The sequence below is a fragment of the Pseudoalteromonas sp. S1727 genome (genome assembly GCF_005886375.1).
GTDB lineage: Bacteria > Pseudomonadota > Gammaproteobacteria > Enterobacterales > Alteromonadaceae > Pseudoalteromonas > Pseudoalteromonas haloplanktis.
Window position 1 is genome coordinate 30,039 of sequence record NZ_PNDT01000011.1, and the last position, 15,223, is coordinate 45,261.

General features: G+C 41.9%; 16 protein-coding genes. 10 read left to right on the forward strand and 6 right to left on the reverse strand.

Annotation, left to right across the window (positions count from 1 at the left end):
- Nucleotides 1–8: 8 nt before the first annotated feature.
- The gene (gene rlmF, locus CWB85_RS03545; protein ID WP_016706816.1) at nt 9–944 is read right to left on the reverse strand and encodes a 23S rRNA (adenine(1618)-N(6))-methyltransferase RlmF; all 936 of its coding nucleotides are present in this window, start codon (nt 942–944) and stop codon (nt 9–11) included.
- A 123-nt stretch (nt 945–1,067) separates the two neighbouring features.
- Between rlmF and CWB85_RS03550 the strand changes: the two genes are divergently transcribed.
- Nucleotides 1,068–1,982, forward strand: coding sequence for an alpha/beta fold hydrolase (locus CWB85_RS03550; protein ID WP_138554123.1), 915 nt, complete (start codon nt 1,068–1,070; stop codon nt 1,980–1,982).
- Here the strand turns inward: CWB85_RS03550 and CWB85_RS03555 are convergent.
- The 3 genes from CWB85_RS03555 to CWB85_RS03565 form a co-directional block, all read right to left on the reverse strand.
- Nucleotides 1,936–3,390: a tetratricopeptide repeat-containing sulfotransferase family protein gene (locus tag CWB85_RS03555; protein WP_138554124.1), complete on the reverse strand. Its 1,455-nt coding sequence runs from the start codon at nt 3,388–3,390 to the stop codon at nt 1,936–1,938. The two genes, CWB85_RS03550 and CWB85_RS03555, sit on opposite strands and share 47 nt — an antisense overlap.
- Before the next feature lie 91 nt (nt 3,391–3,481).
- Nucleotides 3,482–6,070: a TonB-dependent receptor plug domain-containing protein gene (locus CWB85_RS03560; protein ID WP_138554125.1), complete on the reverse strand. Its 2,589-nt coding sequence runs from the start codon at nt 6,068–6,070 to the stop codon at nt 3,482–3,484.
- Between the two features lie 316 nt (nt 6,071–6,386).
- Nucleotides 6,387–6,566: an oxidoreductase-like domain-containing protein gene (locus tag CWB85_RS03565; RefSeq protein WP_016706812.1), complete on the reverse strand. Its 180-nt coding sequence runs from the start codon at nt 6,564–6,566 to the stop codon at nt 6,387–6,389.
- A 153-nt stretch (nt 6,567–6,719) separates the two neighbouring features.
- On the opposite strand from CWB85_RS03565, the gene CWB85_RS03570 reads away from it, so the two are divergent.
- Both CWB85_RS03570 and CWB85_RS03575 read left to right on the forward strand, forming a co-directional pair.
- A complete protein-coding gene (locus CWB85_RS03570; RefSeq protein WP_016706811.1) occupies nt 6,720–7,172 on the forward strand; it encodes a hypothetical protein in 453 nt (150 codons plus the stop codon).
- Between the two features lie 94 nt (nt 7,173–7,266).
- Nucleotides 7,267–8,628 (forward strand): leucyl aminopeptidase family protein, encoded by a 1,362-nt coding sequence (locus CWB85_RS03575; RefSeq protein ID WP_138554126.1) that lies wholly within the window; start codon nt 7,267–7,269, stop codon nt 8,626–8,628.
- Here the strand turns inward: CWB85_RS03575 and gloA2 are convergent.
- Nucleotides 8,625–9,011, reverse strand: a complete 387-nt coding sequence (gene gloA2, locus CWB85_RS03580; RefSeq protein ID WP_016706809.1) for an SMU1112c/YaeR family gloxylase I-like metalloprotein — start codon at nt 9,009–9,011, stop codon at nt 8,625–8,627. The two genes, CWB85_RS03575 and gloA2, sit on opposite strands and share 4 nt — an antisense overlap.
- Nucleotides 9,012–9,064: 53 nt before the next feature.
- Nucleotides 9,065–10,138 (reverse strand): ketoacyl-ACP synthase III, encoded by a 1,074-nt coding sequence (locus CWB85_RS03585; protein ID WP_138554127.1) that lies wholly within the window; start codon nt 10,136–10,138, stop codon nt 9,065–9,067.
- Between the two features lie 153 nt (nt 10,139–10,291).
- Between CWB85_RS03585 and CWB85_RS03590 the strand changes: the two genes are divergently transcribed.
- From CWB85_RS03590 to CWB85_RS03620, 7 genes are all read left to right on the forward strand, one after another.
- Nucleotides 10,292–11,602 carry a metal-dependent hydrolase family protein gene (locus tag CWB85_RS03590; RefSeq protein WP_138554128.1) on the forward strand — a complete coding sequence of 437 codons (1,311 nt, stop codon included), beginning with the start codon at nt 10,292–10,294 and terminating at the stop codon, nt 11,600–11,602.
- A gap of 8 nt (nt 11,603–11,610) precedes the next feature.
- Complete coding sequence (locus CWB85_RS03595) at nt 11,611–12,015, forward strand: nuclear transport factor 2 family protein (protein WP_016706806.1); 405 nt, start codon at nt 11,611–11,613, stop codon at nt 12,013–12,015.
- Nucleotides 12,016–12,068: 53 nt separating this feature from the next.
- Nucleotides 12,069–13,310 (forward strand): sensor histidine kinase, encoded by a 1,242-nt coding sequence (locus CWB85_RS03600; protein ID WP_029215988.1) that lies wholly within the window; start codon nt 12,069–12,071, stop codon nt 13,308–13,310.
- Nucleotides 13,307–13,837 (forward strand): response regulator transcription factor, encoded by a 531-nt coding sequence (locus tag CWB85_RS03605; RefSeq protein WP_016706804.1) that lies wholly within the window; start codon nt 13,307–13,309, stop codon nt 13,835–13,837. Before CWB85_RS03600 ends, CWB85_RS03605 begins: the two co-directional genes overlap by 4 nt.
- Before the next feature lie 172 nt (nt 13,838–14,009).
- Nucleotides 14,010–14,414: a DUF1761 domain-containing protein gene (locus CWB85_RS03610; RefSeq protein WP_016706803.1), complete on the forward strand. Its 405-nt coding sequence runs from the start codon at nt 14,010–14,012 to the stop codon at nt 14,412–14,414.
- Nucleotides 14,415–14,461: 47 nt separating this feature from the next.
- Nucleotides 14,462–14,713 carry a hypothetical protein gene (locus tag CWB85_RS03615; RefSeq protein WP_138554129.1) on the forward strand — a complete coding sequence of 84 codons (252 nt, stop codon included), beginning with the start codon at nt 14,462–14,464 and terminating at the stop codon, nt 14,711–14,713.
- 143 nt (nt 14,714–14,856) lie between these two features.
- Entirely contained in the window at nt 14,857–15,120 is a 264-nt protein-coding gene (locus CWB85_RS03620) for a CBU_0592 family membrane protein (RefSeq protein WP_016706801.1), read from the forward strand.
- Nucleotides 15,121–15,223 lie beyond the last annotated feature (103 nt).

Here is a 15,223-nt window from a genome sequence, read left to right on the forward strand (position 1 = left end):
AGTGCCTCCTAGGCTGTAAATTGTTGGCATATTTCTGCGCGGGTGGCTTGATCAAAGTAACTCCAAGCAATAAAGCGACTCACTTTTTGCCCTTGTGCCATCTCTATTATTTTTACTTCAGCAACAGGCAGCTTTTGTAACTGTGCGTGTAAGGCCGGTAACGTGTCTTTTTTAGATACCAGTGAGGTAAACCACATACATTGCTCTGCGAATTGCTCACTTTCAATAATCATATTAACTATGAATTGCTGCTCGCCACCTTCACACCATAATTCATTCTGTTGGCCACCAAAATTAAGTGCGCTACTTGGGCTTTTACCTAAGTTTTTCCATTTACGCTCACTGCCTTTATTGGCCTCTTCTGCACTTGCGTGAAATGGGGGGTTACACAGGGTCAGATGGAATAGATCTTTACTATTAATCACACCATTAAAAATCTGCTGCGGGTTTTTTTGCTGTTTGATGGTGATTTTACGTTGATTAAATTGTACCAGTTGCTTAGCTAGTTTAATTGCCACAGGGTCGATATCACTGCCGGTAAAATGCCAGTTGTATTCATGGCTGCCGATAAGCGGGTAAACAAGGTTGGCACCGGTACCAATATCCAATACCTTTACATGTTTGCCGGTGGGAATTTGTCCGTTATTGTCAGCGGCTAATAAATCAGCAAGGTAGTGAATGTAATCTACACGTCCTGGAATTGGCGGGCACAAATAACCTGCTGGAAGATCCCAAAACTCAACATTGTAATAAGCTTTTAACAGTGCTTGATTGAGTGTTTTGACGGCTTGCTCATCACTAAAATCAATACTCTCAGTGCCATTTGGGGTGATCACTATATAGGGCTTTAACGCCGCCACTTGGCACGTTAGATACGCTAAGTCATAACCTTGGTTATGGCGATTGCGAGGATGGAGTTTTGATTTTAATGGCGTTGATTTCATAACAGGTAATTAGCTTAGCAAACAAAAATGTTATTTTACCAGAGAAATACATTAGCGTGTGATCTTGTTTAAAATACTGGTAGGATGAGTTACGGTTCAAAACAATGACAACAAGGAACTGAAATGGCGATTGTACAAGAGTCGGTGTTTATTAAACTTACCGAGCAACAAACATTACATTTGCGCAGAATTGCAGATAACAGTAAAAAATCAGGCCCTGCTGTATTTTTTATGCATGGAGCAGTGGAAAATGGCAAAATATTTTACACCCGCTCAAATAAGGGCTTAGCGCCTTTTTTGGCTGAGCAAGGCTATGTGTGCTATGTGGCTGATTTAAGAGGGCGAGGTGAAAGTAAACCGGCTATTTCAAAATATGCTGATTATGGGCAGACAGAGGCCATAATTGAAGATATCCCCGCTTTCATTGCGAGTATTACCGAGCGCGAGGGGAAACCACCGGCGTATTGGGTTGCTCATTCTTGGGGCGGCGTACTGATGAACAGTGTGTTTGCGCGTTTCCCTCAATACATTAATGATGTAAAAGCCTGTGCGTATTTTGGCACGAAACGTTCGTTATACAATCATCATCCGCAAAAGTACTTGCAAGGCAATCTGATCTGGTATTTTTTAGCGCCAATACTGGCAAAAAAGCATGGTTATTTACCGGCTAGAAAGCTCAAATGGGGCAGTGATGACGAAACCAAAAAATCTCATTATCAAAGTATGCAATGGGCGAAGCGTAAACCGTGGGTTGATTCTGATGATGGTTTCGATTATGCGCAGATAGTCGCTGGCTTAACATTACCGCCTACTTTACATATTGGTGGCGTGAAAGATAAAGCGCTGGCGCAGCAAATTGATATTGAAAAATTTATTGAAGAGTCAGGGCTTGGTGTTCAGACGTTGCAAATGTACGGCAAACAACACGGCCACCAGTTTGATTATGATCATATTAATATGCTGACTCACCCGAGTGCTAAACTAGACCAATTTAAGGATTTGCTTGTGTGGTTTGAGCAGCATTCAATAGCGCCTTAAGGGGCGCTTCAAAGCGTTTCCAGCGTTCTACGGCGTTTGCATTGAGTGGTTGACGAACGGACGCTTTACTCAGTGTAGTAACAGCACTTTTGGATTTATAAAATTCCAAACATTGCGATTCAAACTCGGCACCTAAAAATGAAAATACGCGCTTTAAATTGTCGATAGGTTGCTCAACTAACTGCTCATATTGAACATCCAATATGGCATTGGGTATCACGTTTTGCCAGTGCGTCATTAAGGTTTGGTATAACTCAAAGTAGTGTTTAAATTCTGATAGCGAGCAGAAATACGGCTCGTTTTCTGCAAAGTAATTACTGTATACTGACCACGCTGTGGCATTAAAATCGCGCTGTAAGTTGATAAATTTAGCATTAGGGAATAATAAATAAATAAGCCCTAGTGATTGATAATTCGAGGGTAATTTGTTGATCATAAATGCCCGAATAGGCTTAGCGTGTTTTAACCGCGTAATATAAATGGCACGTGCTTGCTCAATGAGCTGCGGGGTTAATGCGCTGATGCATTCTGGATAGGGGAGTTTGGTTTGTTGTTCAATAAATGGCACTACCTGTGAACTAATACAACGGTCTTCGCCAATACTGGCACATTCACTATGCGACGCCAAAATTTGTTCTAATAATGTTGAACCGCTGCGCGGCATGCCAATTATAAATACCGGGGTCACTGTACCTTTGAACCCTGGCTTAACTTTTGGAAACAAGTGCTCGGGGTGATGGCGCATAATATTTTGGTAAAACGGCGTTAATTGTTCAGTATTGAAGTCGCTTAATTTTAGCTGTAGCTTATTTGCCAATTCATAATAATTTGCAGCTTGTTCTAGATCATCGAGTTGATCATAACTTTTCGCTAAGGCGTAATAACAGACCATTTTTAAACGCAGATTATTGGTTTGTGTTAGTAAATGATGCAAATTACTGATGTAGTTATGTTGTTTGTCAAAACGCCCTAGTTGTACTAACTCAAACAAGATATATGCAGTCACTGGGTACAGCCCGATACTCAGGGCTTGAGCAAAAGTGGTGTGTGCTTTGTCTATTTCACCATGGGTTAAATAATGCTGTGCTAGGTAATAATGTGGCTCTGGGTTATGGCTGGCAATATTTTTTGCATACTCAAGTACCGTTAATGCATCGTTTGGCGAATTAACGCCATTAAATGCATCTGCTAAAGCATGCAGTGGCTCCAACATATTAGGCAGGCGTTCACAGCTTTTTTGTAGTAAATACACCGCGGCGTCATAGCGCTCTAATCTTAGGGCGATACGGCCTAAACCAAACAGTGCTTCACCATTTTGCGGGTCGGTGCTTAACAGGGTTTTAAAGTGAAACTCTGCCTCTTGCAGTTTATTTTCGGCAAGTAATTGATTGGCTTTTTCTAGTAGCATGCGTCACTGCTGTTTGTTTTTATCTAACTATAAAACGAAAAAGGCGAAATGTCTTGAGCATTTCGCCTTGGTTTTTTTTGTTTAGCTACGCTTAAAAAGTATACGTTGCTTTCACATAGTAGAAACCACCATTAATACCGTATGGTGAGGTTTCGTAGTATTTTCCGCCCCAGTTATTATTTGGAATGAATTCATCAGCACCACTAAAGTCAAGTTTCTCAGCGTCTTGATCAAGCAGGTTTTGTGCACCTACCGAGAAGCTAATTGAGTCATTGAAAAAGTAAGTGATTTCAGCATCAAGTGTAACCGCTGCATCGGCCATTTTTGCTGTCTGATCATAATCTACGTGCACACCTTGGTATTCACCAAAATAATTTGCACGCGTAAACATCGAGAAACTTTCCCATTGTTGTGACCAACTTAAAGTTGCTCGATGATTAGGTAAGTCATTTTCAAGACGGCTTACTTTAAATGGGCCTGTAATGTCACTCGAGCGAGTCACCTCTGTTTCATTCCAGTTGTACGCTAAACTAAATGTAGAGCTTCCACCGAGTAAATCTGTGGCGTAGTTTGCAACAAAATCAACACCTTGGGTGGTTGTGTCAAAGTCATTAGTAAAGAAGCTTACTTGCGCTAAGCTTTGTACATTTGGCACGCCAGCTTCTTCTAGCGTATCTTTATCTGCTTGGCTTAGTTCAATTTTTTCAGATTGGCTGATGCGATCTTCAACTTGAATGTTGTAGTAATCAAGGGTTAAGAATACTTCACCTAATGTATAAACTGCACCAAAAGTATAGCTTTGTGACTCTTCAGGGGTAAGCTCGGTTCCACCTAACTGCACGGCAATAGGGTTGGTCGGTGGTAATAAGGCGGAGTCAACTAATACACCACTACTTAGGTTTGTTTGCACATTACTCACATTGGCTTGACCAACGGTGGGAGCACGAAAACCAGTGCTGATTGAACCGCGAATATTTAAATCTTCAGTTAAGTGGTATTGACCCATTAATTTATAATTAACGGTAGAGCCAAAAGTGTCGTAGTCTTCATAGCGCAGCGCTAAGCCCATTAGGAAGTCTTCAGTAAATGGTGCTTCTACATCGACGTATGCGGCATAGTTACGACGCGTATACTCACCGGCATCCGATGGTTTAAAACCAGGAAAGCCGTTTGAGCCAATACCAAACCCTTGATCAGTCAGTGGACCTGCTGTAAAAGATGCTTCATCACCCGAGGTTACTGTAAAGGTTTCTTCGTGCCATTCAAGACCACCGGCGACATTTACATCATACGCTAGACCAAAATCAAACCCTTTTGATAAATCAAAATTAAAGTTTTTCTCTAACTGTGAATATTTACCAGGGCTGAAATCTCTTGGGCTATCTGGGCCTAACGATGCATTAATTGTGTCATAAATAAAGTAACGTGATTCATTAAAACCAACGGTACCACTTAAATCATAATAGGCGCCTTCTAACATCCCGCCAGTAAACTCACCTTTAGTCCCCATCGTGAGTGAAGTGTCAGTAATATTGCCACCAAAGTTTGGGGTAAAGCCGCCAGGGAGAATTTCATTAAACGCAAAACAATCAGGGTTATTTGCAACTTGATTTATATAATCTGGGTTGTCGAGGACATTATCATCAATCATGATATTGGTAGGGCAATTACCACTCATATCACCCGTTAAGTCGCCAACTAAAAGAGTCTGACCTTCGTCGTTTGAATAAGCTCCTGGGCGAGTATGCGGGTTACGATAGTAAAAACCGCCACGTACATCACGCTCTGAGTAGTTACCAAACATATAAAACTCAGAGTTATTAGTCAGCTCTAAGCCAACGTTACCAAAAATTGATATATCGTCATCAACTTTTGGTGCCCCCCATACTTGAGTAAGTGGTGCAATATCTGGAACGCCTGCATCAGCTAAATTTGCAGCATCGTAACGCTGTACTGAGCGGCTGGTGGCATCCGCTGTTTTGTATTGAAAGCTTAAGTTAGCAAAACCATTGTCAGTGAATGGTAGGCCTATATTACCTGAGATTTGTGTTGTATCGCCGTCGCCTTCATAGTATTCACCTTGGCGAACTTCAAATGTCCCGCCTTCTGAGGCATCTTTAAGTACAAAGTTCATTACCCCAGCAATTGCATCAGAACCATATTGTGCAGCTGCGCCATCGCGTAATACTTCGACTTGTTTTAAAGCAATGCTTGGGATCACTGAAATATCAGCGCCTTGAGCACCATCGTTAATACCGCCGCCTAAAAAGGCAATAACAGATGCACGATGACGTCGCTTACCATTGAGTAGAACTAATGTGCTGTCAGATGGTAGACCACGTAAGTTGGCAGGACGTACTAAAGATGCCGCATCACTAATTGGCATTGAATGTACGTTTAATGATGGAATGGCACCTTTTAATAACTCCAGCATATCAGTATTACCTGATTTACCTAGTTCTTCACCACCGATGATATCAATAGGTACGGGTGAATCCCCAATCGAGCGTGGTGCAGAGCGGGTGCCCACTACAGCAATTTTTTCGACGTTTTTATTGACCTTAGTGGTTTCAGTTTGTTCATCTGCTGCAAGTGCAGTTCCTGAAATAAAGAGACTCGCGGTAGTCGCGGTTAGAGCTAGTTTAACTGCATGAGTTAACGCTTTATTTTTCAATTGCATTCTAATTTCCCCAGTTAGAATTGTAATAGTTATGTGACCAGCTGACTTTTATCAAGGCAAATGGCTCGTTAAACTTATACAGATTGTTAAATAGTTGTGCAAGATGTTAAAAAATATTGATATTTTTTATATTTTTGATGGAGGAAAATTGAAAGTGACCTACCCATATGAAAAGCAACGATATTTTCTATGGGAAAATAGTAAGTAGTGCAGAAATGGTTGTTTTTACGCTGAAATTAATAAAAAAATAAATAAATATTTTTTAAAAGTGACCTGTTGGGGTTAAAAATTGTTCAATGCGGTTTTGAGACGGTTGCTATTCGTTATCGTTATTATCTGCGTTTTGTAACCGCCATACCTTTAATTTTTCTTTGTATTCATCCCAAACACATGGACAACAACTGCCGCCGCCACAGCATTCATCCGAAGCAGGTCTAATAGGCTTCTTTGAACAACCTACGGTGGTAATAGTTTGTGCATTTTGTTGCGTTTTCATCATTATTTACAGTTATCAAATAGTGGGGCGTGCCTAATCGTATTATACTTGATAATGCTTACTTTGGTAGTCAAGGTACGGCGTGGAACTAATTAAACTTATTCGAGCAAATTATGCTTTGTGAAGTATTAAGGCTATGTGAGAATAGCGACTATGCGACTATATAAAGTTATCCATCGTGCCCCAATTAGAGTGGCAAAAATTAGTAAAAAGCGCCAACAGCTGCGTTTCAAGCGGGCTATGGTGGCACTTAAACTAGCACTGGCACAAGAAAAGCAAGAAACCAAAGAAATGCTCACCATTTATCGTCGCTACACCCAAGGCGAAGTTAGTAAAGAAGATTTACAAAAAGCTAATGCGCAGTTTGTAGATATTCTTAAAGGGTTAGGATTAGGGATTTTTGCGATTCTACCGTTTGCGCCGATTACAATTCCGTTAGTCGTGAAACTCGGCCACTGGGTGGGGGTGGATGTATTACCGAGTTCATTTAACATCAATAAGCCACTCAAAGACATTGATCGATTAATTGCCCAAGAGCAACAACAGCAAGAAATCGCGAATGGCAAAGCTGCAAAGCCCGTTGTAAAACCAACTGTAAAAAAATAATGTCATACACTAAAAAGGATAGCCACTATGCTATACCTTTTACGCTGTGTTATTGATATGCTTGATCATCCTATTATTTTAAACGAGTCATTTAATGAGTACATTAATTCGTCATAGTACATCGGGTATTCCACTGTCTTTTGTTGTTAGAAATGACTTAGCTGCATGGCAACAGCAGCAATCTACTTTTTTACAAAACTGGTTAAATAGCTGCGATTTCGCTAAGCAAGGAATTGCCTTGGTGGTTGATCCACAAACTGCTGCGCTAAGTCAGGTGTATTGTTTAGTCAATAGCCTTGACGATTTTTGGTTAGCTGGTGATTTGGCGAGCAAGTTGCCTGCGGATCTTTATCAAGTGCAAGGGTGCGAACAACAATTAGAACAGATTGCACTGGGCTTTATGTTAGGCGGTTATGAGTTTAGTGAATATAAAGCGAAGGGCGCTGCTAAAGCGCAATTGGCGATAGCTGATGCGGCACTATTTACACGTCTTGAGCAGCAAGCAGATGCTATCAACTTGGTCCGAGATTTAGTGAACACACCTGCAGCAGACATGATGCCACAGCATTTATCGCAAGTGATGGCTGATCTTGCACATACTTACAATGGCCGATTCAATGAGTGGGTTGGTGATGAGCTACTCGAGCAAAATTATCCCACTATCCACATGGTGGGTCGTGCCAGTGAGAACAAACCACGTTTATTAGACTTACGTTGGGGCGCGGATGATGCTCCGCTTGTCACGTTAGTGGGTAAAGGTGTGTGCTTTGACTCTGGTGGTTTAGATTTAAAACCAAGCTCGGGCATGCGTAACATGAAAAAAGACATGGGTGGTGCAGCACATGTTATTGGTTTAGCACAGTTAATTATGGCTGCAAAGTTACCTATTCAGTTACGTGTATTGGTTCCTGCCGTTGAAAATGCGGTATCACGCAACGCTTTTCGCCCGGGTGATGTGATTAAAACGCGTAAAGGCATTATGGTTGAAATTGATAATACTGACGCTGAAGGCCGACTCGTATTGTGTGATGCTTTAAGCGAAGCACAAAACGATAAACCTCAATTGTTGATTGATTTTGCAACGTTAACGGGCGCATGCCGTATTGCATTAGGAACTGAATTACCAGGGTTTTTCTCAACTCATCGTGATGTTGCTAATGGTATTATTGATGCAGGTATTGCAGTAAGCGATCCGGTTTGGCAGCTACCACTTTTCGAACAGTACAGAAGTTTGTTAAAAAGTGATGTGGCTGATATGGCTAACTGCGCGAGTAGCCCATTTGGTGGTGCGATCACTGCGGCTTTATACTTAAAAGAATTTGTCGAGCCAACGACTCCATGGGTGCATTTTGATGTTATGGCATGGAACTTACGGCCATTACCGGGTCGCCCTGTCGGTGGTGAAGCTTTAGGTGTTCGCGCCGTATTTAATTATCTAGAAAGTCGCTTTCACTAAGCTTCATAAAGTTCTAGCGGTAAATCATCGGGGTCAGCGAAAAATGTAAAACGCTTCCCGGTGATTTCATCAACTCTTATTTCTTCTACTGCTACTGCATGTTTTTCTAAGTAAGTCTTTGCATGATTTATATCAGCCACTGCAAAAGCAAGGTGCCTTAACCCTTGTGCTTCAGGGTAACTGGGCCTCTTTGGCGCCCCTGCAAAGGAAAACAACTCTATTTGACTCCCATCAGGAAGTGCTAAATCTAACTTATAAGAGTCTCGTTGTGCGCGATATTGTTCATGAATTATAGGGAGTTTGAGGATTTGGGTATAAAAATGTTTAGCACGTTGATAGTCACTGCAAATGATAGCAACGTGATGAATAGCGAGTAGTTTCATATTATTCCAATAAAAAAGCGCGAAAGTCGCGCTTTAATCGATAATGTATGTGATTAATCTGTGCCCTTGCACGCAGCTACTGCTGGTGCGACTAATTCTAAACCCGTTTTATCACAAGGCGGTAGTGTGGCGTCACTGGTGCTGATCGGCGTGACACGTTCACCCCATTTAATGTAACTGGCAGCCCAAGTTAAGCCAGCCCCAAATGCAGCAGACATAATATTGGCATGGGGCTTTATTAATCCTTGTTCAACAGCTTCACATAATGCGATTGCAATGGTTGCCGCTGAGGTATTACCGTATTCACCAATATTAACCATTACTTTTTCATCAGGCACGTTTAAGCGATGTTGAATGGCTTGAATAATTCGTAAATTTGCTTGGTGTGGCACCAATACATCTATGTCATCAAGCTTTAAGCTCGCTTGTGTGAGTACATCATCACAAGCTTCACTCATGCCTTTTACTGCGCGTTTAAAAATTTCGCGCCCTTCAAACAATAAATCAGACGGTCCAACGGGTTGGTATTTATCTAAGTCACTGCCAAAATTAGTGATGTGTAAGATATCACGGTCTTCACTGTCGCAGCCTGTTTTTGTGGCGAGTAAACCCGCAGGCGTGTCTGCTGCTTCAAGTACCACTGCACCGGCGCCATCACCAAATAGCACGGCACTGTCGCGACGATCCCAGTTTACGTACCAGGTCATACGTTCAGCTGCGATCACCACTGCTTTTTTAATCATACCGGCTTGAATTTGTGCCGTTGCTGCTTGCAGAGCATATAAAAACCCAGAGCAAGCTGCATTGGTGTCCATAGCGGCTGCGCCGACGGCACCAATATTTTTTTGTACTAATGAAGCGGTGTTTGCCACCATTGTTGACGGTGTACACGTTGCTAATAACACAAGATCGATGTCTTTAGCTTCAATGCCTGCACAGGCAATAGCATGTTGAGCTGCCACAGTGGCAAGCTCTGCAGTACTTACATGGCTTACTCTGCGGGCTTTAATGCCAGTACGTGAGGTGATCCATTCATCATTGGTATCAACTAATTGGCTGATTTCGTCATTGCTAATACGCGCAGGTGGAATACATTTACCCCAACCGGTAATGTGTGCGTAAGTCATAGTGTGCTCTCTTTAAGTGGTCAGACATGTGTCATCTATGTTTGATTTATACCAAAAATCCACATCTAAGACTAGTTTATCGCTGCGTTTATGTCGTAAATAGTGGTAATCAAACGTAATTTAGGCTAATGGTAGTAGAAAAATGAGGTAAACATGAAACAAAAATTAATCACTACTTTAGCTTCTCTTGGCGCAATGCTTTGCTCTGCGTCAAGCTTTGCAGCACAAACACAGGTTATTTACGCAGGTTCAATGTTATCTGGCGCTGAACAAACGTTAGAAAAACAACAAACCATAGTAATAGAAAATGCCATGATCAGCCGCATTGAAGAAGGTTATGTTAGTATCAGTGAACTTGGTTTGTCGGATGCGACAATCATTGATTTAAAAGATCAGTTTGTTATGCCCGGCCTAATTGATATGCATGTACATGTGACTTTTGAACGCGATGCAAACGTGAATCCTCATCGGTGGCTTACTGAATATGAAGCAGACTATGCACTGCGATCAATTAAGTATTTGCAACGTAGTCTTGATGCGGGTTTTACCTCAGTACGTGATCTAGGTAGCAGTTATAAAGTGATTTTCCCGCTGAAAAGAGCGGTTGAACGCGGTGATATTAGTGGGCCACGAATATTTGCAGCAGGCGATACCATTACGCCAACCGGGGGCCATGCTGATTTACATGGCTACCGTAAAGATATTAGCGATGTGATTAGTGACGGCCTTGGAGTATGTGATGGCGCCGATGATTGTCGCCGTGCTGTACGTGAAGTGATAAAGTCAGGGGCTGATGTTATTAAAATCACCGCAACGGGCGGCGTATTAAGTAATACTGCTGCAGGTGTGAGTCAGCAATTTACAGATCAAGAGCTTGTGGCAATTGTTGATACCGCACATAATTTAGGGCGTAGCGTCACTGCGCACGCTCATGGCATATCCGGCATAAAAGCAGCCTTGCGAGCAGGTGTTGATTCAATTGAGCATGGCTCTTACTTGGATCAACAGAGCATTAAACTGTTTAAAAAACATAATGCTTACTTAGTACCTACATTACTAGCAGGGCAAACGGTGAGCCAAGAAGTGCTCAGTAACCCTCATATGCCAGTGGCGATTGCCAATAAAGTCCGTGCTGTGGTGCCACAAGTCGAAGCGTCGTTTAAATTGGCGTTAAAAAACAACATTAACATCGCTTTTGGCACAGACTCCGGCGTGTCGCGTCACGGTAATAACGCCGATGAATTTCAATGGTTAGTAAAATACGGCATGACTGAAAAGCAAGCCATTAGGTCGGCGACGATTGATGCCGCCAAGTTACTTGGCCAACAAGATAAGCTAGGGCAGTTGAGTGTTGGTAAACAAGCAGATATTATCAGTGTCAATGGATCCCCGCTTGATGACATAAGTACATTGAAAAATGTACAGTTTGTGATGAAAGCAGGGCAAGTATATAAACAATTGTAGGAACTCCCATGGGCAGCAAAATTAAGGCGTCATTGTTTAATCATTTGATTGATGCTGAGCGGCAATTATTAGATCCAGAGGTTCGTCAATCTGAACAGGCTCTTGATGCATTGCTTGATGATGATTTTATTGAAATCGCAGCCAATGGCACGGTGTTTAATAAATATCAAGTATTAACGCGACTACCCACAGAAGTAGTACCGCAGTTTTATAATCAACATTTTAAAGGCCGCATGCTCAGTGATGACATTGCCCAACTAAGCTATCAAGCAGCGTTTCGACGCTCTGCACGGGCGGAATTTAATTATTCACTACGTATGTCGCTTTGGCGCTTAAGTGATGGTCAATGGAAAATGGTGTTTCATCAAGGCACACCGTGCGCGGTATTTAGCATTTCTATGGATGATGATTAGTTTAACCCGCTTATATTAGGCATATTTTTAGGTAGTTATGTATGGCGTTTTTAATGCGCACCGATCCGGCCATCAGTCGTTTACTGATGTTACGCAGTGGCGCAATTGCTATTCAGCTTATCGCGGTCATTAGTGTCTATTTTCTATTAGAGCACCAAATTCCCTTATTGCCTTTGCTGGTGGTTATTGCTCTTGAAGCGGTATTTCAAATCTTAAGTGTGATTGCTTATCGTAATGTCAGTAAAGCCAAAGAACTTGGTATGTTGATGCAATTGACAGCCGATGTGTTGTTTTTAGCTGTTCTGTTATCTTTGAGTGGCGGCGCAACAAACGCCTTTGTATCATTACTTTTATTACCAATCATGATTGCCGCTGTGAGTGTTAGCGCTAGAGGGTTAGCCTACATTGCAATATTAGCGATTGCCGCATACAGTATATTGTTATTTAAAATGCCGCAGCACAGCATGCATCATATGCAAATGACCAGTCACTTTGTAGGTATGTGGGTGAATTTTGTGATCAGTGCCAGCGTAATTGCATTGGTTATTGGCACCATGAACCGTGCTTTACACTCTCGAGAGCGAACCATTGCCAGTGTTCGCGAAAAACAGCTGCGCGCAGAGCAATTAGTGATGCTTGATGGTGCTGCAGCGCAAATTACCCACCAATTAGCCAGCCCTATTGCCAATTTACAATTACTCTATGAAGAACTGATTGAAGAGCAACCGGATAATGAGATTGTTAAAGACATGCAGCAACCGCTATTGCAATGCGCACTGCAATTAGAGCAGTTTCGTGTGTTGTCATCTCAATTGCGTACACAAAGTGTGGCAGCCACGGTGTCCTTACACGAGTTGACGCAACAAATTACAGATACCATGTTGTTACAATACCCAGATCAACAGCTTAATTGGCTAAATCAGGCGCCTAATTGCTCAATCGCTAATGACGTAATGTTACTGCCAGCAATCTTAAACTTGTTACAAAATGCCGCGTTTGCTAATCAGCAAGCTAAGCAACAATGCTTAGAAATAAACTGGCAATACAACACTGACAGCCCTGAATCAGTGAGTTTAATCATCCGCGACTTTGGTAAGGGCTTTAGCGCGACACAATTAGCGGAACTAGGGGGCCAGCTAATGCCCAGTGAAACAGGTATGGGACTGGCGGTTATGCTGTCGAATGTAACGTTTGAGCGCTTACAGGGCTCGCTAACATTATTTAATCACCCGCAAGGTGGTGCGGTTGCTAAAGTGCAATTAACAGTCAGCAATCAAGTCAGTGAGAATGCATGAAATTATTAATTATTGAAGATGATATTAATCTTGCCAATACTTTAGCACGGCGCTTAACCAAGCAAGGGTTTCAATGTCAGCTTGCTCACAATAAAGAGCAGGCAATTCGTGTTGCAACTGAGTATACCCCGAGCCATATTTTACTCGATATGAAATTAGCCGATGATAATGGCCTGACGCTCATAACACCGCTGCGTACATTATTGGCTGAGGCACATATTGTGTTACTGACTGGGTTTGCTAGTATCGCTACCGCTGTAGAGGCGATGCGACTAGGGGCAAATGATTACTTAACGAAACCTGTAGATATGTTGACCTTAGTTCGTGCACTTGCTGGCAAAACCGAGCCCGTTAACGAACTCGTTGCTGCAGATGCGCACACTATGTCAGCAGAGCGACTGGAGTGGGAGCATATTCAGCAAGTGCTGCACGCTAACCAAGGTAATATTTCCGCAACGGCTCGCCAGCTTAATATGCACAGGCGTACTTTACAGCGAAAATTACAAAAAAAACCAGTGCAGCAATAAGTTAGATTACCCCGCAAGAGCAATTAAAGCGCTAATACCCTCGGCGCTTTTAATCGTCTTAACCCTTTTATACCTAGTAAGGCCTTGCAGTATTCATTGCTAGATAGTTGCTGCAATGGCGTTCATTAACTACAGTGAAATTATCGATGTATTTTTTGCATAAGTAGTCGTTATGGATTTATCTCAACTAGATTTTGCTGCGGTATTTTTAGCAGGTATGTCCTCTTTTATGTTAGGAGGCATTTGGTATTCACCTTGGCTATTTCAAAGAGCATGGCTAGAAGGGTGTGGTTTAACTGAGCTGGATTTAAAAGCAACCGATCCGAAATGGGTTTTTGGAGGTGGTTTTGTTTTATCGTTGTTTATTGCATTTGGCTTATCACTGTTTTTAGGCCCTAACCCGCATTTAGGGGTGGCTGTGGGTGTTGGCTTTGCTATTGGCGTATGTTGGATCAGTAGCGCTTTGGGAATGAGTTATATTTATGAACAGCGGCCATTAAAACTATTTTTGATCAATAGCGGTTATCATATTTTGCAATTTACCTTAATGGGCTTGATTTTGGGTCTATGGCCATAAACTGTTATCCTACTGGCTAGCGTGTTTGTAGTAGAAGTAACTAAATAATGGCAAAACCGAATAAAAAAGGCCCCAGCAAAACCGTCGATATTTTTTGCAGTCAATGTAAAGCCCAGTTATTCAAATACCGTAAAGGTGGCAAGGGGGCTTTAGTTAAATGTTTTATCGAACGCATCAGTCAAGACTTAACCTCAACCCCTTGTATTTGCCCACAATGCGAACGCCCCTTCGCTCGTGAAACAATCATCCACGGCGCCCCTGCGTATAAAATGATCGGCGGCAAAGTTACATTTAAATGATCCCCTAATAGCGGACATTTATCCTGTGGCTATTTTTATACCCTGCTAAACTTACTCGGTTTGCTGTTTCAATGATTGAAAACAACCCTCCCCATGGAATGGGCCAGTGTTTTGGGTATGATTAAAAAGGATAGGGGACACCCGTGATTGCACTTTTATTTGATATTGTTGGTATGACTGGTACGTTTTTAGTGGTTGGCGCGTTTTTTATGCTGCAACTAGGTAAGGCCACACCAACAGGGCTAGTATATAATATGATGAACTTGTCAGGTGCTATTCTATTGCTTATAAGTCTTTGTTATAACTTTAATTTAGCAAGTTTTGTGATTGAAATATTTTGGATTGCAGCTTCGTTAATTGGTTTATATAAATATTTAAAAGCGAAGCAAGCGACTGCAACAGCTTAAATTTATAAAATTATTAGAAAAAGCTCGCGCCGTCTCACATTTGTATTAATATTGTAAATGCTACGTTATTTAAAATGTAGCTTTAATAATAAAAAATATAGGT

Excerpts from the sequence above, each read along its gene's own strand:
- CWB85_RS03590 (WP_138554128.1), top strand. The coding sequence starts at position 10,292 with ATGAAACAAAAATTAATCACTACTTTAGCTTCTCTTGGCGCAATGCTT.
- CWB85_RS03600 (WP_029215988.1), top strand. The coding sequence starts at position 12,069 with ATGCGCACCGATCCGGCCATCAGTCGTTTACTGATGTTACGCAGTGGC.
- CWB85_RS03570 (WP_016706811.1), top strand. The coding sequence starts at position 6,720 with ATGCGACTATATAAAGTTATCCATCGTGCCCCAATTAGAGTGGCAAAA.
- CWB85_RS03575 (WP_138554126.1), top strand. The coding sequence starts at position 7,267 with ATGAGTACATTAATTCGTCATAGTACATCGGGTATTCCACTGTCTTTT.
- CWB85_RS03610 (WP_016706803.1), top strand. The coding sequence starts at position 14,010 with ATGGATTTATCTCAACTAGATTTTGCTGCGGTATTTTTAGCAGGTATG.
- CWB85_RS03605 (WP_016706804.1), top strand. The coding sequence starts at position 13,307 with ATGAAATTATTAATTATTGAAGATGATATTAATCTTGCCAATACTTTA.
- CWB85_RS03550 (WP_138554123.1), top strand. The coding sequence starts at position 1,068 with ATGGCGATTGTACAAGAGTCGGTGTTTATTAAACTTACCGAGCAACAA.
- CWB85_RS03615 (WP_138554129.1), top strand. The coding sequence starts at position 14,462 with ATGGCAAAACCGAATAAAAAAGGCCCCAGCAAAACCGTCGATATTTTT.
- CWB85_RS03595 (WP_016706806.1), top strand. The coding sequence starts at position 11,611 with ATGGGCAGCAAAATTAAGGCGTCATTGTTTAATCATTTGATTGATGCT.
- CWB85_RS03585 (WP_138554127.1), bottom strand. The coding sequence starts at position 10,138 with ATGACTTACGCACACATTACCGGTTGGGGTAAATGTATTCCACCTGCG.
- CWB85_RS03565 (WP_016706812.1), bottom strand. The coding sequence starts at position 6,566 with ATGAAAACGCAACAAAATGCACAAACTATTACCACCGTAGGTTGTTCA.
- gloA2 (WP_016706809.1), bottom strand. The coding sequence starts at position 9,011 with ATGAAACTACTCGCTATTCATCACGTTGCTATCATTTGCAGTGACTAT.
- CWB85_RS03560 (WP_138554125.1), bottom strand. The coding sequence starts at position 6,070 with ATGCAATTGAAAAATAAAGCGTTAACTCATGCAGTTAAACTAGCTCTA.
- CWB85_RS03555 (WP_138554124.1), bottom strand. The coding sequence starts at position 3,390 with ATGCTACTAGAAAAAGCCAATCAATTACTTGCCGAAAATAAACTGCAA.
- rlmF (WP_016706816.1), bottom strand. The coding sequence starts at position 944 with ATGAAATCAACGCCATTAAAATCAAAACTCCATCCTCGCAATCGCCAT.